The sequence below is a fragment of the Streptomyces sp. SL06 genome (assembly GCF_058244745.1).
The window spans coordinates 1,030,600-1,055,531 of record NZ_JBSYOT010000002.1 but is presented as its reverse complement, the minus strand read 5'-3'; the positions used below and the strand labels follow the sequence as shown (position 1 = coordinate 1,055,531).

The window sequence follows — 24,932 nt, the reverse complement described above, 5'->3', positions numbered from 1 at the left end:
CGTCATGACGAAGCTCACGAGTCGCAGAGGGCTGCTCTTCGGAGCCGCCGCCGTGTCCGCCGGTGCCGTCCTCACGGGATGCACGAGCAACGACTCCGACGACGGCGAGGACAAGGCCGCCGCGAACGACCGGCCGGTCGCCGACGACAAGCCCGGCAAGCAGGTCACCGTCGGCTACGCCGGCCCGCAGGCCGACCACGGCTGGCTCAACGCCATCAACGACAACGCCAAGAAGCGCGCCGAGAAGTACTCGGAACGTCACCCTGGAGGTCACCGAGGGCTCCAACGACACCGCGCAGCAGATCGGCCAGATCGAGACCCTCATCAACAAGAAGGTCGACGTCCTCGTGGTGCTGCCCGCCGACGGCAAGGCGCTCACCCAGGTCGGCCTGAAGGCGATGCGGGCCGGCATCCCGGTCGTCAACCTCGACCGCATCTTCAACAGCCCGCAGGCCTACCGCTGCTGGGTCGGCGGCGACAACTACGGCATGGGCCTCAACGCCGCCCACTACATCGGCGAGAAGCTCAAGGACAAGCCCGACGCCCGGGTCATCGAGCTGGCCGGCCTCGACAACCTCGAACTGACCAAGCAGCGCAGCCAGGGCTTCGACGACGGCCTGAAGAACTACCCGAACATCAAGAAGGTGGCCCGCCAGGCCGCCGAGTTCACGGTCGAGTCCGGCCAGGCCAAGATGGCCCAACTGCTCCAGGCCCAGTCGAACTTCGACGCCCTGTGGAACCACGACGACGACCAGGGCGTGGGCGCCCTGCGCGCCATCGAGCAGGCCGGGCGCGACGACTTCCTGATGGTCGGCGGCGCGGGCGCGCTCTCCGCCTTCCAGGCCATCAAGGCGGACAGCGGCGTACTGAAGGCGACCGTGCTCTACCCGCCGACCATGGCCGCCTCCGCGATCGACCTGGCCCGCGCCCTCGGCCAGGGCAAGGGCATCGCCGGGCTCGCCGAGTTCGAGATCCCCTCGACCGTCACCTGCTACTCGGCCGTGGTCGACAGGGAGAACGTCGACCAGTACATGTCCACGGGCTTCAAGTGAGGGCCCTCGCCCCGCGAACGGCCTGACCAGCCGGGCCGGGGCGGGGCCCGACCCCACCGCGCCACCACGACGAGGAGGACATCCGCATGGGACAGCCGCAGCAGCCCGGGGAGGCCGGGGACGCCGGGTCCGGGGCCGGGGAGACAGCCGCCGGGACCGGGGCGACGGGGGCATCCGCGACCAGAGAGCCACTGCGCGTCGGCATGGTCGGCTACGCCTTCATGGGTGCCGCACACTCCCAGGGCTGGCGCACCGCCGGCCGGGTCTTCGACCTGCCGCTCAACCCGGTACTGGCCGCGATCTGCGGCCGCGACGCCGACGCCGTCCGGGCCGCGGCCGACCGGCACGGCTGGGCGAGCACCGAGACCGACTGGCGGGCCCTGGTCGAACGGGACGACATCGACCTCGTCGACGTCTGCACGCCCGGCGACAGCCATGCCGAGATCGCCCTGGCCGCGCTCGCCGCGGGCAAGCACGTCCTGTGCGAGAAGCCCCTCGCCAACACCGTCGAAGAGGCGGAGGCGATGACCCGGGCCGCCGAAGAAGCGGCGGAGCGCGGCCAGTTGGCGATGGTCGGGTTCAACTACCGCCGGGTGCCGGCCACCGCGCTGGCCCGGCGCATGGTCGCCGAGGGCCGGGTCGGCCGGCTGCGGCACGTGCGCGTGACCTACCTCCAGGACTGGCTCGCGGACCCGAAGGCCCCGCTGACCTGGCGGCTGCGCAGGGAACTGGCCGGCTCCGGAGCCCTCGGCGACCTCGGCGCGCACATCGTCGACCTCGCGCAGTACCTGACGGGGGAGCGGATCGCGGGCGTCTGCGCCCTCACCGAGACCTTCGTACGCGAACGACCGCTGCCCGCCGGTGCCCCCCGGGGCCTTTCCGCGGACTCGGCGGACGGCGTCACCGGCCGGGTCACCGTGGACGACGCCGCCGTGTTCACCGGCCGCCTCGCCTCCGGCGCCCTGGTCTCCTTCGAGGCCACCCGGTACGCCACCGGCCGCAAGAACGCCCTGCGCATCGAACTCAACGGCGAGCGCGGCTCGCTCGCCTTCGACCTGGAGCGGCTCAACGAGCTGTCGTACCACGACGCCACGGAGCCGGGGGAGCACGCCGGCTTCCGGCGGATCCTCGTCACCGAACCCGAACACCCCTACCTGGAGGCATGGTGGCCGCCGGGCCACGGACTGGGCTACGAGCACACCTTCGTGCACCAGGCGCGCGACCTCGTCCACGCCGTGGCCGAGGGCACCGTGCCCGACCCCTCCTTCGCCGACGGACTGCAGGTGCAGCGCGTCCTGGCGGCGGTGGAGGAGAGCGCCGAGAAGAACTCCGTCTACACCCCGATCACCCCCTGACGAGGAGGCTGGCAGCGACATGCCGCGCAACTTCACGCTCTTCACCGGCCAGTGGGCGGACCTGCCGCTGGAGGAGGTCTGCCGCCTCGCCCGCGACTTCGGCTACGACGGCCTCGAACTCGCCTGCTGGGGCGACCACTTCGAGGTCGACAAGGCCCTCGCCGACCCCTCCTACGTGGACTCCCGCCACCAACTGCTCGACAAGTACGGCCTCAAGTGCTGGGCCATCTCCAACCACCTGGTCGGCCAGGCGGTCTGCGACGCCATCATCGACGAACGCCACGAGGCGATCCTGCCCGCCCGCATCTGGCAGGACGGCGACCCCGAGGGCGTGAGGCAGCGCGCCGCGGCCGAGATCGAGGACACCGCACGGGCCGCGGCCCGGCTCGGCGTCGACACCGTCGTCGGCTTCACCGGGTCGGCCATCTGGCACCTGGTCGCCATGTTCCCGCCCGCCCCCGAGTCGATGATCGAGCGCGGCTACCAGGACTTCGCCGACCGCTGGAACCCGATCCTCGACGTCTTCGACGCCGAGGGCGTCCGGTTCGCCCACGAGGTCCACCCCAGCGAGATCGCCTACGACTACTGGACCACCCGGCGCGCCCTGGAGGCGGTCGGACACCGGCCCGCCTTCGGCCTGAACTTCGACCCCTCGCACTTCGTGTGGCAGGACCTCGACCCGGTCGGCTTCCTGTGGGACTTCCGCGAGCGGATCTACCACGTCGACTGCAAGGAGGCCCGCAAGCGCCTCGACGGACGCAACGGGCGGCTCGGCTCCCACCTTCCGTGGGGCGACCCGCGCCGCGGCTGGGACTTCGTGTCGGCCGGCCACGGCGACGTCCCCTGGGAGGACGTCTTCCGCATGCTGCGCTCCATCGACTACCAGGGGCCCGTCTCCGTCGAGTGGGAGGACGCCGGAATGGACCGGCTGCAAGGCGCCCCCGAGGCCCTCACCCGGCTCAAGGCCTTCGACTTCGAGCCGCCCACCGCGTCCTTCGACGCCGCGTTCAACAGCTGACCCGCGCACCCGGCCGCAGGCCGGAACGGGGACCGGAACCTTTGCCGGTCCCCGGTCCGGCCTGCCCGAATCCCGCTTTGTCCCGAGTTGGGAAGAAGTTCAACAAATCCTGACGCAAGGGGTGTTGGTCCAGGAAGAACGCAGTTACCGTCCCTGAAGTGTTCAGGACACTCACGCCTCCGGGGTGACGGCGCACCCCGGCGCCCGCACCGCACGTCTTCGCACCCACCCAAGTACGGCCCATCCCCGTTCCCGGAGGGACTCGTGCACAGAACCAGACTCAAGAGCACCGGCACCACGAGGCGTCCCAGAATTCGCACCGCCCTCGCCCTGTTCACCGGCCTGATGCTGGCCGTGGGCACCCCGGCGACCGTCGCCGGCGCCCACCCCGGCCACCCGGAGCACGACGACGCACCGGCCGCGGCCGAAGGGCAGTTCCAGCAGGTACCGCTCGCCAAGGGCGAGCCCGAGACCGGCGAGCCGATGTCCCTCGCCGTCCTCCCGGACCGCAGCGTCCTGCACACCGCACGCGACGGCACACTGCGCCTCACCGACGAGGGCGGCGTCACCAAGGTCGCCGGCCGCATCCCCGTCTACAACCACGACGAGGAGGGCCTCCAGGGCGTCGGCATCGACCCGGACTTCGAGAACAACCGGGCGATCTACCTCTACTACGCCCCGCCGCTCGACACCCCCGCGGGCGACGCCCCGGAGAACGGCACCGCCGAGGACTTCGCCGAGTTCGACGGCGTCAACCGGCTCTCCCGCTTCGTCCTGGGCACCGACGGCACGCTGGACACGGCCAGCGAGAAGAAGGTCCTGGACGTCGCGGCCTCCCGCGGCACCTGCTGCCACGTCGGCGGCGACATCGCCTTCGACGCCGAGGGCAACCTCTACCTCTCCACCGGCGACGACTCCAACCCCTTCGCCTCCGACGGCTACACGCCGATCGACGAACGCCCGGACCGCAACCCGGCCTTCGACGCCCGCCGCAGCTCCGGCAACACCAACGACCTGCGCGGCAAGATCCTGCGCATCAAGGTCGCCGAGGACGGCTCGTACACCATCCCCGAGGGCAACCTCTTCGAGCCCGGCACCGACAAGACCCGTCCCGAGATCTACGCGATGGGCTTCCGCAACCCCTTCCGCATCAGCGTCGACCAGCAGACCGGCATCGTCTACGTCGGCGACTACGGCCCCGACGCCGGCGCCGCCGACCCGAAGCGGGGCCCGGCCGGACAGGTCGAGTTCGCCAGGGTCACCGAGGCCGGCAACTTCGGCTGGCCGTTCTGCACCGGCGACAACGACCCGTACGTCGACTACGACTTCGCCACCGGTGCCTCCGGCGAGACCTTCGACTGCGACGCCCCGAAGAACACGTCCCGGCACAACACCGGACTCACCGACCTGCCGCCCGCCCAGCCCGCCTGGATCCCCTACGACGGCGGCTCCGTACCGGAGTTCGGCAGCGGCTCCGAGTCCCCGATGGGCGGCCCGGTCTACCGCTACGACCCCGACCTCGACTCCAAGGTGAAGTTCCCCGAGGAGTACGACGGCGACTTCTTCGCCGGCGAGTTCGGCCGCCAGTGGATCAAGCGGATCGAGCAGACCGAGGACGGGGCGGTCACGAAGATCAACGAATTCCCGTGGACCGGCACCCAGATCATGGACATGGAGTTCGGCCCCGACGGCGCGCTCTACGTCCTCGACTACGGCCTGTCCTGGTTCCAGGGCGACGAGAACTCCGGGCTGTACCGGATCGAGAACGCCCAGGACGGCTTCTCCCCGATCGTCGGAGTGAGCGCGGACAAGACATCCGGCGCGGCCGGTCTGAAGGTCGCCTTCACCGGCTCCGCCAAGGACGCCGACTCCCCGGACCTCACCTACGCCTGGGACTTCGGCGACGGCACCACGGGCGAGGGCCTCACCCCCACCCACCAGTACAAGAAGATCGGCACCTACACCGCGACCTTCACCGCGACGGACCCCGAGGGCAACACCGGCAACGCCAGTGTCCGGATCGTCGTCGGCAACACCGAGCCCACGGTGAAGATCGACGTCCCGGGCAACGGCACCCTGGCCGCCTTCGGCGAACCCGTGCCGTTCAAGGTGACCGTCACCGACCCCGAGGAGAGCGTCGACTGCTCCAGGGTCAAGGTCGTCTACAGCCTCGGCCACGACTCCCACGCCCACGAGCTGACCAGCGAGACCGGCTGTGAGGGCACCCTCAAGCCGCCCGCCGGGGACGGCGGTCACGACCCCAACGCCAACATCTACGGTGTCGTCGGAGCCAGTTACACCGACGGCGGGGCCAACGGACAGGAGGCCCTGACCGGTACCGCGCGCACCGTTCTCCAGCCGCTGCACCGCCAGGCCGAGCACTTCACCACCCAGTCGGGCGTGAAGACGTACGACAAGGACGGCGCCAACGGCGGCAAGACCGTCGGCGACATCGAGGACGGCGACTGGATCTCCTTCAGCCCCTACCGGTTCGACGGCCAGAAGAAGCTGACGGTGCGGGCCTCCTCCGGCGGCGCCGGCGGCTACATCGAGCTGCGCACCGGCTCGCCCGACGGCACACTGCACGGCTCGGCGTACATCCCGCCGACCGGCAGCTGGGAGACGTTCCAGAACGTCGACGTGCCGCTGCGGGCGCTGCCGAAGAAGACCACCGACATCTACCTGGTCTTCAGGGGCGGCGAGGGCGCGCTGTACGACGTGGACGACTTCGAGTTCTCCAGCGAGCCGTTCAAGGCCGGCAAGCGCGTCCTGGTCTTCTCCAAGACGGCCGGCTTCCGGCACGACTCCATACCGGAGGGCATCGCCGCCCTCAAGGAACTGGGCGCCCCGGCCGGCATCAGCGTCGACGCCACCGAGGAGGCCGGACAGTTCACCACCACCAACCTCGCCAAGTACGACGCGGTGGCCTTCCTGTCCACCACCGGTGACGTCCTCAACACCGACCAGCAGCAGGCGTTCGAGAACTACGTCAAGAACGGCGGCGGCTACATGGGAATCCACGCCGCCGCCGACACCGAGTACGACTGGGAGTTCTACGGCGGCCTCGTCGGCGCCTACTTCGACTCGCACCCGGACATCCAGAAGGCCACCGTGCGCGTCGAGGACCACGAGCACCCGGCCACCGCGCACCTCGACGACGCCTGGGAGCACACCGACGAGCTGTACAACTACCGCACCAACCCGCGCGAGCAGGCCAAGGTCCTCGCCACCCTCGACGAGACCACCTACGAGGGCGGCACCATGAAGGGCGACCACCCGATCGCCTGGTGCCAGACCTACGAGGGCGGACGCTCCTTCTACACGGGCCTCGGCCACACCAAGGAGTCCTACGCCGACGAGGCCTTCCGCGGCCATCTGCTCGGCGGCATGCAGTACGCCACCGGCCAGGTCAAGGCGGACTGCAAGCCGGCCAAGGGCTACCGGGACATCTTCAACGGCCGGACCCTTGAGGGCTGGAAGCAGGCCGGCCCCGGCGGGTTCGACATCAAGGACGGCACCCTGGAGACCCAGGGCGGCATGGGCCTGCTCTGGTACCAGGCCAAGGAGCTGAAGTCGTACTCCCTCAAGCTCGACTGGAAGATGCGGGGCGACGACAACTCCGGTGTCTTCGTGGGCTTCCCGGCCTCCGACGACCCCTGGTCCGCGGTGGACAGGGGCTACGAGGTCCAGATCGACGCCACCGACGCGGCGGACCGTACCACGGGTTCGATCTACACGTTCCAGGCGGCGAACATCAAGGCCCGTGACCAGGTCCTGCGTCCGCCCGGCCAGTGGAACTCCTACGAGATCAAGGTCCAGGGCGAACGCCTCCAGGTGTTCCTCAACGGAGTCAAGATCAACGACTTCACCAACCGGGACCCCGAGCGGAGCCTGACCGACGGTCACATCGGTCTCCAGAACCACGGCCCCGACGACCATGTCTCCTTCCGCAACATCCAGCTCAAGGAACTGCCCTCCTAGGGCGACCAGAACGGCGGCGGGCGGAGGACGCCGGACCTCCGCCCGCCGTCACCTCGCACCAACCCCTCCGGCAGTTCGACCGCTTGGGTGCGGCTGCCGTGCGCGACTGCTGAGCGCACGGCCGCCGTGCGCGGGCTGCTGCACGCACGACCGCTGTACGCACGACCGCTGTACGCACGACTGCTTGTGTGTGTTCGACGCGCTCGACAAGGAGGCTGCCCATGTCCGCGTCCCCCTCTGGTTCCCATGGCCCGCGCACCGGCGTCTGGCTGATCGGAGCCCGCGGCTCCGTCGCCACCACGGTGGTGGCGGGCTGCGCCGCCATGACGGCGGGGCTGCACCCGCCGACCGGCATGGCCACCGAGACCCCCGACTTCGCCGGCACCGGCCTGCCCGCTCTGTCGTCCCTCGTCTTCGGCGGCCACGACACCGTGGACTGCCCCCTGCCCAAGCGGGCCGAGGCCCTGGCCGCGGGCGGCGTGCTGCCGCCCGGCCTGCCCTCCGCCGTGCACGCCGAACTGGCCGCCGCCGACCGCGAGATCCGCCCCGGCGGCCCACTGCCCGGCGACACCCGCGACGAGGAGGAGCTGATCGCCGCCTTCGCCGCGGACATCACCGACTTCGTACGGCGCTCGGGAGCCGACCGGGCCGTGGTGGTGAACGTGGCCTCCACCGAGCCCGCGCCGACCGGCCGCACCCTCCCGGCCAGCTCGCTGTACGCGGCCGCGGCCCTGCGCGCCGGGTGCCCCTACGTCAACTTCACCCCGTCCACCGGTCTGCACCACCCGGCACTGGCCGCACGGGCCGCGCGGAGCGGCCTCCCCTACGCCGGCCGCGACGGCAAGACCGGCCAGACGCTGCTGCGCTCCGTGCTGGGCCCGATGTTCACGCAGCGGGCGCTGGCGGTGCGGGCCTGGTCGGGGACGAACCTCCTGGGCGGCGGCGACGGCGCCGCCCTCGCCGACCCGGCCGCGGCGGCGGCGAAGAACGCCGGCAAGGAACGCGTCCTCGCCGACACCCTCGGCGCGCCCGTCGAGGGCGAGGTCCACATCGACGACGTGCCCGCCCTCGGCGACTGGAAGACCGCCTGGGACCACATCGCCTTCGACGGCTTCCTCGGCGCCCGGATGTACCTCCAGACCACCTGGCAGGGCTGCGACTCCGCCCTCGCCGCGCCCCTCGTGCTCGACCTGGCCCGCCTGACCGCCCGCGCCCACGAGACGGGCCGGTCCGGCCCACTGCGCGAACTGGGCTTCTACTTCAAGGACCCGGTGGGAGACGGCCCGTCGGGCCTCACGGAACAGCACACGGAACTGCTGCGCTTCGCCGAGGAACTGCGGGGCTCGGCCCCGGCACCCCACCCGAAGCCCGACACCCGAACCGACCACCAAGCGTCCACCCCCACCCCCGGGACCCACCCATGAACCGCCCACCGAACACGCCCCCACCGCCCCGTCCGGCCATGCCCGGGTCCGCCGCCTCGGGGTCCCGGGAGGCGGAGGCCAGGGACCGGGGCGCGGAGGATCGAGGCGCAGAGGCCCGGGACGGGGACGTGGAGGCGCTCGACGGGGGCGCGAAGGTCCGCGACCGGGACAGGGAGAGCCGGCCTCGGGGCGAGGTGGCCCGGGACGGGGACGTGGAGACATTGGACCGGGGCGCTGAGGCCTGGTCCAGGGGCAGCGAGGGCCGAGACCGGGACGTGGAGGGCCGGTCCGCAGACAGAGAAGCCCGGGACGGGGACGTGGAGGCCCGGGACCGGGACGGTTGCCGCGCGGGCGGGCGTCGTCCGCGTATCCGCGCCCGCGTCGGTGCCTGGGGCGAACTCCTCCGGCTGCCCGCCCTGTTCACCGTCCCCGGCGACGTTCTCGCCGGTGCGGCGGTGGCCGGGGGACGGGCCGGGCCCGGCGCGCTGTTCGCCGTCGGTTCCTCCGTCTGCCTGTACGAGGCCGGTATGGCGCTCAACGACTGGGCGGACCGCGCGGAGGACGCCGCCGAACGCCCGCACCGGCCCATCCCGTCCGGCCGCGTCCGCCCGGCCGCCGCCCTCGCCGCGGCCTGCGGGCTGACCGCGGCCGGCCTTGCCCTCGCGGCCCGCGCCGGACGCCCCGCCGTGGCCGTCGCCGTACCGCTGGCGGCGACCGTATGGGCGTACGACCTCACCCTGAAGCACACGCCCGCCGGGCCCCCGGCGATGGCCGCCGCCCGAGGCCTCGACCTGCTGCTGGGTGCCGCGGCGACCGGCGGCGACCTCCGCGCGGCGGTGCCGTCCGCTGCGCTGCTCGGCACCCACACCCTCGCGGTCACCGCCGTCTCCCGCGAGGAGACCCGGGGCGGCTCGTCCCTGGCCCCCCTGGCGGCCCTCGCCACGACCGCCCTCCTGGCCCGCCAGGCGCTCCGCATCCCCACCCGACTCCCGGCAGGCCGGGGGGAAGCAGCCACCCCCGCCCTGCCGGGCCCCACCGCCGCCCCCCGGAAGGCTTCCGGACACGGGCTCCCCGGAGCGGCCCACCGACCCACGCCCGACCGGACCACCGCGGCACTCACGGCCGCCCTCGCCGCGGCCTACGCCGCCACCGCCGGCCGCCCCTACCTCCACGCCGCCCTCAACCCCTCACCCCCGCTCACCCAACGCGCCGTCGGCGGCGGCATCCGCGCCACCATCCCCCTACAGGCCGCCCTCACCGCCCGTGCCGGCGGCCCGGCCACCGCCGTGCTGATCGCGGCCCTCGCCCCGCTGGGCCGGAAGTTCGCGAGGAAGGTGAGCATCACATGACCCCCCAGACACCGCCCCCCGTCCCCCTCCGCTTCGGCTACGGCACCAACGGCCTCGCCGACCTCCGTCTCGACGACGCCCTCGCCCTCCTCGCCGACCTGGGCTACGACGGCGTCGGGCTGACCCTCGACCACATGCACCTCGACCCCCTCGCCGACGACCTGGCCGCCCGCACCCGCCGGGTCGCGCACCGGCTGGCAGCGCTCGGTCTGGGCGTCACGGTGGAGACGGGGGCCCGCTATGTGCTCGACCCGCGCCGCAAGCACGGCCCCTCCCTGCTCGACCCGGACCCCCGGGACCGCGCCCGCCGCGCCGACCTCCTGGTCCGCGCCGTGCGCGTCGCCGGGGACCTGGGCGCCCACGCCGTGCACTGCTTCAGCGGCATCACCCCCGCGGGCACGGACGAGGACACGGCCTGGAAGCGGCTGGCCGAGTCCCTCGCCCCGGTCCTGGAGGCCGCCGCCACCGCGGGTGTCCCCCTCGCCGTGGAACCCGAACCCGGGCACCTCCTCGCCACCCTCGCCGACTTCCACACCCTGCGCCGTGCCCTCGGCGACCCCGACAACCTCGGCCTCACCCTGGACATCGGCCACTGCCAGTGCCTCGAACCCCTCCCTCCCGCCGACTGCGTACGCGCCGCCGCCCCCTGGCTGCGCCACGTACAGATCGAGGACATGCGCCGCGGCGTCCACGAACACCTCCCCTTCGGTGACGGCGAGATCGACTTCCCGCCCGTCCTCAAGGCCCTCGCCGCCACCGGCTACCAGGGCCTGGCCGTCGTCGAACTGCCCCGCCACTCCCACGCGGGCCCCCACTTCGCCGCACACTCCCTCCCCTTCCTGCGCCGGGCCGCGGCAACGTCCCCCCTCACGAACCGCTCGGGCGAGCCCTGCGCCACCCGTTGAAGGGAGCCACCCATGACGCAGCCATCCGCCACCCACGTCACCCCCGACCCCCAGGACGTGGACGGCACCCCCGCCGGGCAGGACGCCCAGGGCACCACCCCCGCCCACGTCCCGCCCGCCGAACTGCGCGCCGCCCTCACCGCCCGACTCGGCGGAGCCGCCCGCGCCTGGCTGGACCAGGCCCTGGACGAGGCCGCCGCCCACCCCGGCACCCACGGCCCCATCTCCGTGTGGGAGCTGCGCCTCGCCGAGGCCGGCCGCCGCTGCGGCCCCGCCCACGCCGACGCCGCCCGCGTCCTCGTCCTGCACGCCGCCCGCGCCGACACGGACGCGCTGACCCGGGTCTACTCCCAGGGCACCGCCGACGAACGCCGCGCCGTCCTGCACGCGCTGCCCCACCTCGTGCCCGGCCCGCACGCCCTCCCGCTCGTCGAGGACGCCCTGCGCACCAACGACACCCGGCTGGTGGCCGCCGCCCTCGGCCCGTACGCCGGCCGGCACCTCGACGCCCACCAGTGGCGGCACGCCGTGCTCAAGTGCCTGTTCACCGGCGTCCCCGTCGACCGCGTGGCGGACCTCGCCCGCCGGGCCGGCGGCGACGGCGAACTCGCCCGCATGCTCGCCGACTACGCCGCCGAACGCACCGCCGCGGGCCGCACCGTCCCCGAAGACCTCCACCGCGTCCTGGCCCTGACCGAGTCCGAGCCCTGCGCGCCCGGCACGGCCGACCCCCACGGCAAGGAGTCCTGATGCGCATCTTCGACCCCCACATCCACATGACCTCCCGGACCACCGACGACTACGAGGCCATGCACGCCTCCGGCGTCCGCGCCGTCGTCGAGCCCTCCTTCTGGCTCGGCCAGCCCCGCACCTCTCCCACCTCCTTCCGCGACTACTTCGACGCCCTGCTCGGCTGGGAGCCCTTCCGCGCCGCCCAGTACGGCATCGCCCACCACTGCACGATCGCCCTCAACCCCAAGGAGGCGAACGACCCCCGGTGCCTGCCCGTCCTCGACGAACTGCCCCGCTATCTCGTCAAGGACCGGGTGGTGGCCGTCGGCGAGATCGGCTACGACTCGATGACGCCCGCCGAGGACACGGCCCTGTCCACCCAGCTCCAGCTCGCCGCCGACCACGGACTGCCCGCCCTCGTGCACACCCCGCACCGCGACAAGCTCGCCGGGCTGCGCCGCACCCTGGACGTGGTCCGCGAGTCCGCGCTGGAGACCGAGCGGGTGCTCGTCGACCATCTCAACGAGACCACCGTCAAGGAGGCCAAGGACAGCGGCGCCTGGCTCGGCTTCTCCGTCTATCCGGACACCAAGATGGACGAGACCCGCATGGTCGCCCTCCTGCGCGAGTACGGCCCGGAACAGATCCTGGTCAACTCCGCCGCCGACTGGGGCAGAAGTGATCCCCTCAAGACCCGCAAGGTGGGCGATCTGATGCTCGCCGAGGGCTTCACGGAGGACGACGTGGACCGGGTCCTGTGGCGCAACCCCGTCGCCTTCTACGGGCTCAGCGGGCGGCTGGACCTCGACGTGACCGAGTCCGACGCCACGCACGAGGGCAACTCCATCCTGCGCGGCGGGGAGTGAGCCATGCGCTTCCGGCATCCCGACGGCTCCACCGTCCACCTCGCCTACTGCACCAACGTCCACCCGGCCGAGACCCTCGACGGCGTCCTCGCCCAACTCCGCGACCACTGCGAGCCGGTCCGCCGGCGGCTGGGCCGCGACCGCCTCGGCATCGGGCTGTGGCTCGCCCGGGACGCCGCCCACGCCCTCGTCACCGACCCCGCCGCGCTGCGCGGGCTGCGCGGCGAACTCGACCGGCGCGGCCTCGAGGTCGTCACCCTCAACGGCTTCCCCTACGAGGGCTTCGGCGCCGAGGAGGTCAAGTACCGCGTCTACAAACCGGACTGGGCCGACCCCGAACGCCTGGACCACACCACCTCCCTGGCCCGCCTCCTCGCCGGACTGCTGCCCGACGACGTCACGGACGGCACCATCTCCACCCTGCCGCTCGCCTGGCGCACCGCCTACGACGAGACCCGCGCCGACAAGGCGCGCACCGCACTTGTCACCCTCGCCGAACGCCTCGACGCGCTCCACGAACTGACCGGCCGCTCCATCCGCATCGGACTGGAACCGGAACCCGGCTGCGTCGTCGAGACCACCCACGACGCCATCGCCCCGCTGACCGCGATCGCCCACGAACGCATCGGCATCTGCGTCGACACCTGCCACCTTGCCACCTCCTTCGAAGATCCGCACACCGCGCTGGACGCCCTCACCGCCGCCCGTGTCCCCGTCGTCAAGTCCCAGCTCTCCGCCGCCCTGCACGCCGAACACCCCCGTGACCCGGCGGTCCGCGAAGCGCTCGCCGCCTTCGCCGAACCCCGCTTCCTGCACCAGACCCGCACCACCACCGCGACCGCCGGCCTGCATGGCACCGACGACCTCGACGAGGCACTCGCGGACGGCGGACTTCTGCCCGACACCGCGCCCTGGCGCGCCCACTTCCACGTCCCCCTGCACGCGGCCCCCGCCGCGCCCCTCACCTCCACGCTCTCCGTACTGAAGGCCGCACTGACCCGGCTCGTCGGCGGCCCGCACCCCCTCACCCGCCATCTGGAGGTCGAGACCTACACCTGGCAGGCCCTCCCGCCCGAGCTGCGGCCCCGCGCCCGCGCCCAGCTCACCGACGGCATCGCCGCCGAGCTGACCCTCGCCCGCGACCTGTTGACGGACCTCGGCCTCAAGGAACTGCCATGACCCGGCCCACCCGCTCCGACGGACCGACCCCCCTCCTCGTCCTGGACGTTGTCGGTCTCACCCCCCGTCTTCTCGACCACATGCCCCACCTCAAGAAGCTCGGCCGGTCCGGCTCCCTTGCCCCGCTCGGCACCGTGCTGCCCGCCGTCACCTGCGCCGCCCAGTCCACCTTCCTCACCGGCGCCCACCCGTCCGAGCACGGCATCGTGGGCAACGGCTGGTACTTCCGCGAACTCGGCGACGTCCTGCTGTGGCGCCAGCACAACGGACTCGTCGCAGGCGACAAGCTCTGGGACGCCGCCCGCCGCGCGCACCCCGGCTACACCGTCGCCAACATCTGCTGGTGGTACGCCATGGGCGCCGACACCGACATCACCGTCACCCCCCGTCCCGTCTACTACGCCGACGGCCGCAAGGAACCCGACTGCTACACCCGGCCCCCGGCCCTGCACGACGAACTCACCGACAGACTCGGCACCTTCCCGCTCTTCCACTTCTGGGGCCCCGGCGCGGACCTGGTCTCCAGCCAGTGGATCATCGACGCCACCCGGCACATCACGGCCACCCGGCATCCCGACCTGACGCTGTGCTACCTCCCTCACCTCGACTACGACCTCCAGCGCTTCGGCCCCGACGACCCACGCTCCCTGAAGGCCGCCACCGACCTGGACACGGCGCTGGCCCCGCTGCTCGACGACGCCCGCGCCGAGGGCCGTACCGTCGTCGCGCTGTCCGAGTACGGCATCACCCCCGTGAACCGGCCCGTGGACATCAACCGCGCCCTGCGCCGCGCCGGACTGCTGGAGGTGCACACCCAGGACGGCATGGAGTACCTCGACCCGATGGCCTCCCGCGCCTTCGCGGTCGCCGACCACCAGATCGCCCACGTGTACGTCCGCCGCCCGGAGGACCTCGACGCCGCCCGCACCGCCCTCGAAGGACTGCCCGGCATCGAGCGGCTCCTCGACGACGAGGGCAAGAAGGCCCAGCACCTCGACCACCCGCGCGCCGGTGAACTCGTCGCCGTCGCGGAGCCGGACGCCTGGTTCACGTACTACTACTGGCTCGACGACGACCGCGCGCCCGACTTCGCACAGCTCGTCGAGATCCACCGCAAACCCGGCTACGACCCGGTCGAGCTGTTCATGGACCCGCTCGACCCCTACGTCAAGGTGAAGGCCGCCACCGCCCTGGCCCGCAAGAAGCTCGGCATGCGCTACCGCATGGCGGTCGTGCCCCTGGACCCCTCACCTATTCGAGGCAGCCACGGCCGCCTCCCCGCGAGCGACGACGACGGTCCGCTCCTCATCTGCTCCACCCCCCGTGCCGTCGGAGACCGCGTCGCGGCCACCGATGTGAAACAACTCCTGCTCCGGCTCGCCGGACTCGGCTGACGCACCACCGCTACGACCGCCGAATTCCAGCTACCGAGAGTGAAACACACAGCACTGACAATGGCCCGCCCGAGCCGCATCGGGGCAGGCCACGACCCGGAAGGCAGGCACCCGTGACCCCGTTCACCGACCCCTCGCACACCGACACCGGCACGGACCCGGCCGCCGACGGCCCGGACGAGAGCCTGCGCCGCAGCCTCGGTGTGGGACGGCGCCGTTTCCTCAGCACCTGCACCGCCGTGACGGCCGCGGCCGTCGCCGCCCCCGTCTTCGGAGCGTCCCCCGCCCTCGCCCACGACCAGGGCAGAGACCACGGCCACGGAAAGGGACACGGGCACGGACACGGCCACGGCGGGCAGCTCCTCGTCCCGGCCGACAAGCGCGGCATCATCCTCTACACCGTCCGCGACGCCACCGCCCGCGACCCCCTCGCCTCCGACCTGCCCTCCGGCTTCCGCGAGGTGTTCAAGCAGCTCGCCCGCCACGGCTACCGCCAGGTGGAGTTCGCCGGCTACAACCAGCACGCCAACGCACCCGGCGGCGCGAGTCTGGAGTCCGTCGAGGGCGCCCGGCTGCTGCGCTCCTGGCTCGACGACTACGGCCTGCGCGCCCAGGGCAGCCACGGCTTCATACCGGCCTCCTGGCCGCTGACCGCCGAGGACAAGGACACCTTCAAGAAGCACCTGGAGATCGCCAACATCCTCGGCATGGACCACATGGGCACCGGCGGCGACCCCACCGGCAGCTCCTACCGCGCCGACTGGGACGTGGCCGCCGACAAGTGGAACGCGCTTGGAGCCATCGCCCACCGCGAGGGCATCAAGCTCTACACCCACAACCACGACGGCGCCTACGACTTCCTGCTCGACGGCGGCCCCCTGGACGACCAGGGCCGGCCGACCCGCAGCTCGGGCATCCGGAAGCTGGAGTACTTCCTCAAGGTCACCGACCCGAGGGTGGTCTGGCTGGAGATGGACATCTTCTGGGCGCACGTCGCCCAGTACAAGTTCCACACGTACACCGCCCACGACGGCTCCAGCCGGAAGAACGTCTTCGACCCGGCCGGCCTGGTCGTCCGCCACAACAGGCGCTACCCGCTGTTCCACGCCAAGGACGGCGTCGTCAGCACCACCAACGGCATGGGCTACGACATGGTGCCCTTCGGTACCGGTGTCATCGACTACACGACGTTCTTCTCCCGGGTGGGGCAGCGCGACTACCACCACCCGATGATCGAGGACGACAACTCGCCCAGCGACACCGACCCGTCGCAGTCGCTGCGGGAGGCCAAGATCAGCTACGACAACCTGGCGGCCCTGCGCGAGCGGCGCCGCTAGGACGACGCACCCCCGGCCCGGCGGCCGTTCCCGGGACGCGCCCGGCAACGGCCGCCCGGCCCGGCGCCGCGGAAGCGGACTCCGGGTAACCGTCAAGTCACCAGTGGTGCGTCGCTGCCCGTCCCGGACTGCCGCTCAGGGGAAGGAAACGCAGGTGAAAGGCACTGCGAAACCTTGGTATGGTGGTTCATGTCGCTGCGGGGGACACCCCCGCACCGCGACAGACACCTCGTCCGGGTGGCGGAATGGCAGACGCGCTAGCTTGAGGTGCTAGTGCCCTTTATCGGGCGTGGGGGTTCAAGTCCCCCCTCGGACACCAGCAGAGACCCCAGTTCATCTGGGGTTTTTCTGTTTCTCCGGCTGTGGCGTGACCAACCACGTGACCAACAGCCTGGAGACTTCCCAGGTCAGACCAGGGATGACAGGCCGAGTCGGCCCGCACCGGAGGCGGCCAGTCGGCGCGCTCCGTCCTTACGAGAGTGGCCGTACCGGGCCATCGTGTAGCCCGGCGAGTGGTGCCGGACGTTGGCGGAGACCTCTACGGGGTTCCCCCCGGCCTCCAGATCGTTCGTGACCTTGCTGTGCCGCCACAAACCCAAGAACGCCCCCACCGAAGGCGAATTCCAGGGGTCGTTGCAACACAGTGATCAACTGGCTGTGGCCAGGAGCCTAGCGAGACGCTCGGCTGGGGTTTCCCAGCCGAGCGTTTTGCGTGGCCGGCTGTTCAGTTCGGCGGCGACGGCCGCGAGGTCCTGGGCGGTGTGTGCGGCCAGATCGGTGCCCTTGGGGAAGTACTGCCGCAGCAGCCCGTTCGTGTTCTCGTTGGAGCCGCGCTGCCAGGGACTGGCCGGATCGCAGAAGAAGACCGGGATGCCCGTGGCGACGCTGAAGGACCGGTGCGCGGTCATCTCGGAGCCCTGATCCCAGGTCAGGGACCGCCAGAGGTGGCGCGGGAGGGACTCGATGCTCGCTGCGAGCGCGTTGCGGGTGGCCATGGAGCTGTGACCGGTGGGCAGGTGGACGAGCATCAGGTAGCGGGTGGAGCGTTCGACCAGGGTGCCGATCGCCGACTTGCCGTTCTTGCCGATGATCAGGTCGCCCTCCCAGTGGCCCGGGACGGCTCGGTCGGCCGCCTCGGCGGGCCGCTGGCTGATCATGACCATGTTCTTGATGGGGCCCGGCTGGCGCTTGTAGGCGTGGCGGTGCGGGCGGCGCATGGCGCGGCCGGTCCGTAGCGAGCGGGTCAGTTCCCGGCGGAGCTCTCCGCGGCCTTGGACGTAGAGCGCCTGGTAGATCGTCTCGTGGGTCACGTGCGTCTCCGGCCGGTCGGGGAAGCGTGCCCGCAGAGCGTGGCAGATCTGCTCGGGGCTCCAGCGCATCGCCAGATGTTCCTGGATGAAGTCGCGCAGTTCGGGGTTCTGGCCGATCTTGCCCACCTTGGGCCGGGGGCGGCGACATTCGGCCCGGCGGTGGGCGTGGAAGGGCTGGTAGGTGAAGCCGCCCTTGGGCATGGGCCGCCGGTTGCGGCGTATCTCGCGGCTGATGGTGGAGGGGCTGCGGCCCAGCTCGGCGGCGATCTGCCGGACGGACGCCTTCTCGCGCAGCCGGTCGGCGATGTGGATGCGGTCGCGCTCCTGGAGATACCGCGACGGCGCGGGAGGCAGTTCCTCCGAGCCCGCTGCCTGGACCTGCCCCGGGACCGGGTAGATCGGAGGAACTGCCTTCCGGCCGCCTGGCGGTGAGTGCCAGCCGTTGCGCCACCGCTTGCCGGTGCGCAGGTTGATACCAACTATCCGGGCGGCTTCCCGCGTGCTGTACCCCTGCTCCATGAGCTGGAAGTATGCGGCCCGCTCGCGGGTCATCCTTCGCCCGCCTCCGGGCCTCCGGTTCTCCCGGATCTCGAAGTCCATTGCATCCCCTGAGCTGGGGTGTTGCAACGACCACTAGAACTCAAGGAATCGGTGGGGGCGTTCGTTTGCTTGGTCAGCGTCGCAGTTCCCGGTATGAGTCCAGCACCCGCAGTGCAGACATGTACGTCGGCCGGAAACCGGGACAGTTCCGCTCAGTCGGCAGCGTCCACACTTCCCAGCACGCCATGCAGCGCATCACGCCGGAGTGTTCCGGGTCGGACTGCGCACTGCCGCCGCACTGTGGACACTGCTGCATGGTGGCTCCCCTATGCGGCTACGTCGAACTCACCCAGCTTGGCACCGCTCAGGAAGTCGGTCCACTCGTCGGCCGTGAACTCGACCACCTGGCCGGACACGGTGCTACGGACCGCCACCTTGCCGGGGATGTTGGTAGCGACCTCGACACAGCGGGGGTCGTTGTTGTTGTACTGGCACGCACTGGACGTGCGGAACTCGAACGCGGGGGCTGCGGTCATGCGGGTGCCTCTCTCTGTGGGAGTGGTGCACTGCACTTACGACCCGCCCGGCTGCCTACCTGTCCTTCTTCACGGGGTTGGCTAAGCAACCGGGCGGGGGCTTACGCCGCCCCTGCCGGGAATCCCGATTGGACACGGGGGGAGTCCAGTTCGGCCACATCCGGCAGGGACGGAACATGCGGGTCAGGTCACCACCTGATCGGTTCCAGCTCCCCGCCAGCACAGACCGGGCAGGGGACCTTGAACGTGTGATGGCAGGTGAGACAGCCAGCGAACCCGCAGCAGTCGGGACACCAGATTGAGCGGTGACCGATGCACACTCCGCAGTAGGTCTGCGGGGGCGTCGGTGCTTCGACCGCTGGCTTCGGTGAAGTCCTGCGTTCACACTTCCGGGCCGGACGTGTTGCTGTCTGAACGCTCACAGCCCGCCCCTGCGGCTCCGCGCGTTGGCCTCAGAAACCCTGCTGCTCAAATCCCCGGTCGGCGGCGGGGCGTTGTAGTCAGGACACTTCGGGCTGCCGCACTCGCAGCGGGGCCAGCGCAAGGCCGAGTTGGGCGCAAGGTCCGCCCCTTCGGGGCCAGGGCTGGTCCTCTGCACCATGAGCACGCCGTCTATGCCGAACGCTCCGGAGAGACGGGAGAGGAACTGTCGGGCTTCGCTGCTGCCCAGATGATCAGCCGATTCGGTCCCGTGCGCTCTGCTGTCGCTCGCCATGGCCCACCCTCTCCGGTGACTCCGCTATGTCAAGGACGGTAGGGAGGCGGAAAGGTGCTGGTCCACGTTCTTGCACGAGCTTGCATACGGATTACCCGAGCGAGCTAATCGCTTCCGTGATGAGGGCGCGGGCGTCCGAGCCATAGACGGCCATTTCTGCCAGTTGGGCGAACGCCTTGGCGTAGACAGCGATCTCACTGGGTGCGGACACGTTCACGGCGGCTGTCAGCAGTTCGACGCTCGCGCGGTGGTCGTCGAACAAATAGAACGCTTCCAGGGGCCACACGCGCCGCTCAGCAGTGAACGGGATGACGCCGAGGCTGACGTTCGGGAGTGCCATCACTGCCAGCAGGTAGCCGAGCTGGCCGGCCATCGTGTCCGCGTCTCCAATGCGGTACCGGAGCACGGTCTCTTCCATGAGCAACGCGAAGCAGTGGCCGCCTTCATGGAGCACGTGCGAGCGCTCGACCCGCGATGCTGCGGCCTCGGGCGAGTCATCCGGGGTGCCTTGGAAGGTGGCGATCGTGGAGAGCAGCGCAGTTGCGTAAGCCTCCGTCTGAAGCATGCCGGGAATCACGTTGGAGCAGTAGACGCGGAAGTGTCGCGTGCCCTCGTACAGGGGGACGACTTCCTCTTGCGCCCGGCGCATTCCGTGCCTGTGCAGCTTCTTCCAGTGCACGTACATTTGATCGGCTTGACGGTTCGCGGCGATCAGATCAGCCGTCTGACCTTCCGCGCCGCATGCCTTGCACCATGCACGGATATCGGCATCAGAGGCAGGTGTCTTGGCGCGTTCGATGCGCGACGACTTCGCGGGACTCCAGCCACACCGAAGCGCCAGCTCATGACCAGTCAGCTCCGCGTCTTTGCGTAGCTCCCCGAGTCGAGCGGCGATGACTTCGCGGGCGGCCTGAGCGCTTGAGGAGGGAGACGCAGGCATGAGTTGGCTCTTCGGTGTTTCGCTGGATCAGACCGTGTACTTCTCGTGCGGGATGCCACGCTCCCAGACAACCTCGAACGCTGACGATGCCAGCCGCGCTACGGCCGGTTCGGTGCGTACTTCCCAGCCGGGCTCGGACCAGTCACCGGCCCCAGAGAAGTGGTTGAAGAGCACCGTCTCATTGTCGAACACCCAGCGGTCGTTACCGGGAAGCGCGATGTCGGACGCCTCGCGCCTCGGCAGCCAACGGACCTGTTCCCCTGCGTGGATGTTGACGACCGTCCCCGCGTGCTCGTACCGGATGTAGTCGGTGACAGGCTCGGAGACGATACGGGCGCGACGCACGACAACACCCCGGGCGACGGTGCCACGAATCAATTCAACCCAAGGTGTCCAGTAAGCAGAGCTGGGGTCCACGTCGCGTTCTGCCGTGCGCTTCCAGTGCTCGAAGTCCTCGGCTTCGTCCCCCACGCCGTACGAATCGCGCATCTCCAGGTGCACGGCCGAGTGCCTGGCCGCCGCCAGCAGCTCGTTAAAACCCGGTTCGTTCTGCGACATCGCACGCCTCCCTGAGCATCGGCACCATGCGGGCCGGAATCCGGACTACAACCTCATGCGCAGGGATCCCCGGCGCGTGTCCGGGTGCCTCGAACGCTGCGCACTCCGCGCGTAGCTCCTCGTCTGGCTTCCAGCCTTGGAGCACCAGTTCTTGTTTCTCCTCGTCCACCCAGATGGTGGGAGAGCCCTGCTGCCCTGCTGTCTGGATCAATCCCGATGAACCGTAGCGCCGTGCCTGCCTTCGGTGTCGAGGGGCTTACGCCAACTTGCACGAGCTTCGCCGCGACGGCTCATCAGCGTCAAGGGTGAGCGGATGGTCATACGTGCTAGGAGGGGCGACTATCGGCCATGCGAAGCGGCGGGGGTGGCAGGGTGCCGCAGCGGGTTGGTCACGTGACCAACGCATGACCAAAGGCGGCCGGGAACGGACAGAAACAGCAGGTAAGCATGACCAACGCCCACAGCCTCGAAGGGACTCAGAAGGGCGCTTTTTCGCAGGTCAGCGAACTAATAGGCTGGTGCCCGAGTGGAGAGTTCAAGTCCCCCCTCGGACACTCGCACTATTCACCCGTCCCACGGGGACTATGGCTACATCGGCCTCGTGACTGAACCGCGTGACCGCCGTCAAAAGAGGCCATAGCCTCGGCCGCGCCTGGTAGGGCTCGGCCGTATTCGCGAATCTGATCTATAGCGCCCTCGGCCGCAACGCCGAGGGCGCTATAGAAATTGTCGAACAACGTGTCGGGGTCGCTGATCCCGTTGAGTTTCAAGGTGTCGGTGATGATGGCCCGTTCTGTGCGACCGGTCATCGCGCAATTTCGGTAAGTGCTCGCCCCGTCACGCCCTCAAAGGCACGGGCGTAGAAGATCCGGCCGACGCCCCCGGCGTTGACGAGGGTGTGGTCCACATTCCAAAGCACGAGGGCGGCACCGTCATAGCTGCTCTTGCTGCCTGCCGCCATCACGTCGGCATGTTCTCACGGCGCCTGTTACGGGCACAGGGGCCCGCAAGAAGCAGCCGCTGTCGGCCCGGCGGTGGGGTGGGCACCCAGGACGGCCCCACTCGGGAGCCGTGATCAAGGGGATGGGTCGGCTCGTCGCGTTTGAGGATCGCGCCGCCGCCCTGGGCGTCCGCCATCCGCTACACCGGCCCTTTGGCAGCAGTGCTAGGCGGAGGCCACTCAACCGGAACAGGGCGTATTTCTGGGCAGCAGTCCCTCGCCGGAAGGGGGGGGGGGGAACGCGTCGGACACGTCGCTCTGGACGTTGATCGAACCGCTCTTGGCCCGGAGACGTTCGGGCAGTCGTCGTCGGCACAGTCGGGTCCGCCGGCGTTGCCGGTGGGGCGGGGCAGTTCCGTACGCGCACGGGGCGTACAAAATGCCGTGCGTCGTAGGCCCCGCTTCCCTACACTCACCACAACACCGACACCGAGTGAGGGGAGCAGGGCCGTGCGTATCCGTACCGCTGCCGTCGTTGCCCCCTCCCGGTACGAGGTGATCCTGGTGTCTTCGGCCGTCCGGTGCCCGCTGCGCGGCCGGTACCGGATGCCCGGGACGAGCATCTGAGCAGTCCGCACCGCCCGCCGTCCCACGGTGGGCCGTTGCGACCTCGTCCCGGCAATCGCGCCGCCCCCGTTCGCAGACCAGCGAAAGGCCACCGGCCGTGCGCAGCAACACCAACCCGCTCACCACCGTCCGAAACCTGGGCATCCTCGCCCACGTCGACGCCGGAAAGACCACCGTCACCGAGCGGATCCTCTACACCACCGGTACCACCTACAAGCGGGGCGAGGTGCACGACGGCACGACCGTCACCGACTTCGACCCGCAGGAGCGCGATCGCGGCATCACCATCTTCGCCGCGGCCGTCAGTTGCTCCTGGGACGGCCACCGGATCAATCTGATCGACACCCCGGGGCACATCGACTTCGCCGACGAGGTCGAGCGCTCCCTGCGGGTGCTGGACGGCGCCGTCGCCGTGTTCGACGCGGTCGCGGGCGTGGAACCGCAGAGCGAGTCCGTGTGGCGGCAGGCCGACCGGCACGGCGTGCCGAGGATCGCCTTCGTCAACAAGATGGACCGGGCGGGCGCCGACCTCGACACGGCCGTCGCCTCGATCCGCGAGCGGCTCCACCCGGTGCCGCTGGTGGTGCAGTTGCCCATCGGCGCGGAGGACGGCTTCACCGGCGTAGTCGACCTGCTGCGCATGCGCGCCCTGGTGTGGGCGGACGGCGCGGACCGGGCCGAGGAACGGCCGGTGCCGGACGCCCTGCGCGAGGAGGCGGCACACCGGCGGCGGCTGCTGGAGGAGGCCGTCGCGGAACGCCACCCGGCCGCGCTGGAGGAGTTCTGTGACCGGGAGACACTCACCGCCGCCACCCTCGCCGGCGCGCTGCGCGACCTGACCCGCACCGGCGACGGCGTGGTGGTGCTGTGCGGCTCGGCCTACCGCAACCGCGGTGTCGAACCGCTGCTGGACGCCGTGGTGGCCTACCTGCCCTCGCCGCTGGACGTACCCCCGGTACGCGGCACCCACGACGGCGCCGAGCGGGAGCGGCCCGCCGACCCGGCGGCACCGATGGCGGCACTGGCGTTCAAGGTGAACGCCACCCCGACGGGACGGCTTACCTACCTGCGGGTGTACTCGGGCACGATCGAGAAGGGAGACACCGTGTGGGACGCAGGCACGCGCCGCACCGAGCGCGTCGGCCGCATCCTGCGGGTACGGGCCGACCGCCACGACCCGCTGGACCGGGCCGTCGCCGGGGACATCGTCGCCGTGGTCGGACTGAAGTCGGCCCGCGCCGGCTCGACCCTGTGCACGCCCGGTGCCCCGCTGGTCCTGGAGCCTCCGGGCGTGGCCGAACCGGTCGTGCACGTGGCCGTGGAGGCCCGCCGCTCCACCGACACCGACCGGCTGGCCGGCGCGCTCGCCCGGCTGACCGAGGAGGACCCCTCGCTGGCCGTGCGGACCGACCCGGAGACCGGGCAGACCCTCCTGTCGGGTATGGGCGAACTGCACCTGGAGGTCGCGGTGGAGCGCGTCCGGCGCGAGCACGGCATCGAGGTCGCCGTCGGCCGTCCGGGCGTGGCGTACCGCGAGACCGTCGGCGAGGGTGTCACCGGCTTCGTCTTCCGGCACGTCAAACAGGACGGCGGCGCGGGCCAGTTCGCGCATGTCGTCCTCGACGTGGAGCCCTGGGAGGAGGACGGGCGGGACGGCGGCTTCGTGTTCCGTTCCGCCGTCGTCGGCGGGCGCGTGCCGCAGGAGTTCGTCCGCGCCGTCGAGGCGGGCTGCCGGGACGCGCTGGCCGAGGGACCGCTCGGCGGGCATCCGGTGACCGGTCTGAGGGTCACGCTCACCGACGGGCAGACCCATGTGAAGGACTCTTCGGACACGGCCTTCCGCACCGCGGGCCGGCTCGGCCTCCGGGACGCCCTGCGCGCCTCCGCGATGGTCCTGCTGGAACCGGTCGTGGAGGTCACGGTGACCGTGCCCGAGGACGCGGTCGGCGGCGTACTCGGTGACCTGGCCGCCCGCCGCGGCCGGGTCACCGGCTCCGACACGCGGGGCGGCGCGGCGGTCGTCACGGCCACCGTGCCGCTGGCCGAACTCTTCGGCTACGCGACCCGGTTGCGCAGCCGCACCCAGGGCCGCGGCACCTTCACCGCCCGGCCCACCGGCTACGCTCCGGCACCGGCCGCGACACCGGCGCGGTGACATGCCGGGCCGCCCCCTC

Annotated in this window: 17 protein-coding genes, 1 tRNA gene and 2 pseudogenes; 14 read left to right on the top strand and 6 right to left on the bottom strand. The window is 71.0% G+C overall.

Annotated features, from left to right (window positions below; genetic code table 11):
• The first annotated feature begins 4 nt into the window (after positions 1 to 4).
• The 13 genes and pseudogenes from AC4IHM_RS04690 (at position 5) to AC4IHM_RS04630 (ending at position 16,911) form a co-directional block, all read left to right on the top strand.
• Positions 5 to 1,052: pseudogene (locus AC4IHM_RS04690) on the top strand (substrate-binding domain-containing protein).
• Between the two features lie 86 nt (positions 1,053 to 1,138).
• Positions 1,139 to 2,407 carry a Gfo/Idh/MocA family protein gene (locus tag AC4IHM_RS04685; RefSeq protein WP_490865814.1) on the top strand — a complete coding sequence of 423 codons (1,269 nt, stop codon included), beginning with the start codon at positions 1,139 to 1,141 and terminating at the stop codon, positions 2,405 to 2,407.
• Positions 2,408 to 2,426: 19 nt separating this feature from the next.
• Positions 2,427 to 3,425 carry a sugar phosphate isomerase/epimerase family protein gene (locus AC4IHM_RS04680; RefSeq protein ID WP_490865813.1) on the top strand — a complete coding sequence of 333 codons (999 nt, stop codon included), beginning with the start codon at positions 2,427 to 2,429 and terminating at the stop codon, positions 3,423 to 3,425.
• Positions 3,426 to 3,689: 264 nt separating this feature from the next.
• Positions 3,690 to 7,406 carry a ThuA domain-containing protein gene (locus AC4IHM_RS04675; RefSeq protein WP_490865812.1) on the top strand — a complete coding sequence of 1,239 codons (3,717 nt, stop codon included), beginning with the start codon at positions 3,690 to 3,692 and terminating at the stop codon, positions 7,404 to 7,406.
• A gap of 221 nt (positions 7,407 to 7,627) precedes the next feature.
• A complete protein-coding gene (locus AC4IHM_RS04670) occupies positions 7,628 to 8,830 on the top strand; it encodes an inositol-3-phosphate synthase (RefSeq protein WP_490865811.1) in 1,203 nt (400 codons plus the stop codon).
• A gap of 368 nt (positions 8,831 to 9,198) precedes the next feature.
• Complete coding sequence (locus AC4IHM_RS04665; RefSeq protein WP_490870762.1) at positions 9,199 to 10,179, top strand: SCO3242 family prenyltransferase; 981 nt, start codon at positions 9,199 to 9,201, stop codon at positions 10,177 to 10,179.
• Positions 10,176 to 11,084, top strand: a complete 909-nt coding sequence (locus tag AC4IHM_RS04660) for a sugar phosphate isomerase/epimerase family protein (RefSeq protein WP_490865810.1) — start codon at positions 10,176 to 10,178, stop codon at positions 11,082 to 11,084. Before AC4IHM_RS04665 ends, AC4IHM_RS04660 begins: the two co-directional genes overlap by 4 nt.
• A gap of 12 nt (positions 11,085 to 11,096) precedes the next feature.
• Positions 11,097 to 11,834: an EboA domain-containing protein gene (locus AC4IHM_RS04655; protein WP_490865809.1), complete on the top strand. Its 738-nt coding sequence runs from the start codon at positions 11,097 to 11,099 to the stop codon at positions 11,832 to 11,834.
• Positions 11,834 to 12,682: a TatD family hydrolase gene (locus AC4IHM_RS04650; protein ID WP_490865808.1), complete on the top strand. Its 849-nt coding sequence runs from the start codon at positions 11,834 to 11,836 to the stop codon at positions 12,680 to 12,682. The genes AC4IHM_RS04655 and AC4IHM_RS04650 overlap by 1 nt, the downstream gene beginning before the upstream one ends.
• A gap of 3 nt (positions 12,683 to 12,685) precedes the next feature.
• The gene (gene eboE / locus AC4IHM_RS04645; protein WP_490865807.1) at positions 12,686 to 13,861 is read left to right on the top strand and encodes a metabolite traffic protein EboE; all 1,176 of its coding nucleotides are present in this window, start codon (positions 12,686 to 12,688) and stop codon (positions 13,859 to 13,861) included.
• Positions 13,858 to 15,255, top strand: coding sequence for an alkaline phosphatase family protein (locus AC4IHM_RS04640; RefSeq protein WP_490865806.1), 1,398 nt, complete (start codon positions 13,858 to 13,860; stop codon positions 15,253 to 15,255). Before eboE ends, AC4IHM_RS04640 begins: the two co-directional genes overlap by 4 nt.
• 113 nt (positions 15,256 to 15,368) lie before the next feature.
• Entirely contained in the window at positions 15,369 to 16,592 is a 1,224-nt protein-coding gene (locus AC4IHM_RS04635) for a sugar phosphate isomerase/epimerase family protein (RefSeq protein ID WP_490865805.1), read from the top strand.
• Between the two features lie 231 nt (positions 16,593 to 16,823).
• Positions 16,824 to 16,911 (top strand) — tRNA-Leu (locus AC4IHM_RS04630).
• A 328-nt stretch (positions 16,912 to 17,239) separates the two neighbouring features.
• Here AC4IHM_RS04630 and AC4IHM_RS04625 read toward each other — a convergent pair.
• From AC4IHM_RS04625 to AC4IHM_RS04600, 6 genes and pseudogenes are all read right to left on the bottom strand, one after another.
• Positions 17,240 to 18,454 (bottom strand): IS30 family transposase, encoded by a 1,215-nt coding sequence (locus AC4IHM_RS04625; protein WP_490865804.1) that lies wholly within the window; start codon positions 18,452 to 18,454, stop codon positions 17,240 to 17,242.
• Positions 18,455 to 18,768: 314 nt separating this feature from the next.
• Positions 18,769 to 18,978 (bottom strand): DUF397 domain-containing protein, encoded by a 210-nt coding sequence (locus tag AC4IHM_RS04620; protein WP_404028951.1) that lies wholly within the window; start codon positions 18,976 to 18,978, stop codon positions 18,769 to 18,771.
• 806 nt (positions 18,979 to 19,784) lie between these two features.
• On the bottom strand, positions 19,785 to 20,633 hold the full coding sequence (locus AC4IHM_RS04615; RefSeq protein ID WP_490865803.1) for a helix-turn-helix domain-containing protein: 849 nt from the start codon (positions 20,631 to 20,633) through the stop codon (positions 19,785 to 19,787).
• Positions 20,634 to 20,660: 27 nt separating this feature from the next.
• Positions 20,661 to 21,191 (bottom strand): DUF6879 family protein, encoded by a 531-nt coding sequence (locus AC4IHM_RS04610; RefSeq protein ID WP_490865802.1) that lies wholly within the window; start codon positions 21,189 to 21,191, stop codon positions 20,661 to 20,663.
• Positions 21,166 to 21,409 (bottom strand): annotated as a pseudogene (locus tag AC4IHM_RS04605) (hypothetical protein). The gene AC4IHM_RS04610 and the pseudogene AC4IHM_RS04605 overlap by 26 nt, the downstream one beginning before the upstream one ends.
• A 587-nt stretch (positions 21,410 to 21,996) precedes the next feature.
• The gene (locus tag AC4IHM_RS04600) at positions 21,997 to 22,152 is read right to left on the bottom strand and encodes a hypothetical protein (protein ID WP_490865801.1); all 156 of its coding nucleotides are present in this window, start codon (positions 22,150 to 22,152) and stop codon (positions 21,997 to 21,999) included.
• A 703-nt stretch (positions 22,153 to 22,855) separates the two neighbouring features.
• On the opposite strand from AC4IHM_RS04600, the gene fusA reads away from it, so the two are divergent.
• Positions 22,856 to 24,913 carry an elongation factor G gene (gene fusA / locus AC4IHM_RS04595; protein ID WP_490865800.1) on the top strand — a complete coding sequence of 686 codons (2,058 nt, stop codon included), beginning with the start codon at positions 22,856 to 22,858 and terminating at the stop codon, positions 24,911 to 24,913.
• Positions 24,914 to 24,932: the final 19 nt, after the last annotated feature.

Excerpts from the sequence above, each read along its gene's own strand:
- AC4IHM_RS04670 (WP_490865811.1), top strand. The coding sequence starts at position 7,628 with ATGTCCGCGTCCCCCTCTGGTTCCCATGGCCCGCGCACCGGCGTCTGG.
- AC4IHM_RS04610 (WP_490865802.1), bottom strand. The coding sequence starts at position 21,191 with ATGTCGCAGAACGAACCGGGTTTTAACGAGCTGCTGGCGGCGGCCAGG.
- AC4IHM_RS04660 (WP_490865810.1), top strand. The coding sequence starts at position 10,176 with ATGACCCCCCAGACACCGCCCCCCGTCCCCCTCCGCTTCGGCTACGGC.
- AC4IHM_RS04620 (WP_404028951.1), bottom strand. The coding sequence starts at position 18,978 with ATGACCGCAGCCCCCGCGTTCGAGTTCCGCACGTCCAGTGCGTGCCAG.
- AC4IHM_RS04600 (WP_490865801.1), bottom strand. The coding sequence starts at position 22,152 with ATGGCGGCAGGCAGCAAGAGCAGCTATGACGGTGCCGCCCTCGTGCTT.
- AC4IHM_RS04615 (WP_490865803.1), bottom strand. The coding sequence starts at position 20,633 with ATGCCTGCGTCTCCCTCCTCAAGCGCTCAGGCCGCCCGCGAAGTCATC.
- AC4IHM_RS04655 (WP_490865809.1), top strand. The coding sequence starts at position 11,097 with ATGACGCAGCCATCCGCCACCCACGTCACCCCCGACCCCCAGGACGTG.
- AC4IHM_RS04650 (WP_490865808.1), top strand. The coding sequence starts at position 11,834 with ATGCGCATCTTCGACCCCCACATCCACATGACCTCCCGGACCACCGAC.
- AC4IHM_RS04640 (WP_490865806.1), top strand. The coding sequence starts at position 13,858 with ATGACCCGGCCCACCCGCTCCGACGGACCGACCCCCCTCCTCGTCCTG.
- AC4IHM_RS04685 (WP_490865814.1), top strand. The coding sequence starts at position 1,139 with ATGGGACAGCCGCAGCAGCCCGGGGAGGCCGGGGACGCCGGGTCCGGG.
- AC4IHM_RS04680 (WP_490865813.1), top strand. The coding sequence starts at position 2,427 with ATGCCGCGCAACTTCACGCTCTTCACCGGCCAGTGGGCGGACCTGCCG.
- AC4IHM_RS04625 (WP_490865804.1), bottom strand. The coding sequence starts at position 18,454 with ATGACCCGCGAGCGGGCCGCATACTTCCAGCTCATGGAGCAGGGGTAC.
- eboE (WP_490865807.1), top strand. The coding sequence starts at position 12,686 with ATGCGCTTCCGGCATCCCGACGGCTCCACCGTCCACCTCGCCTACTGC.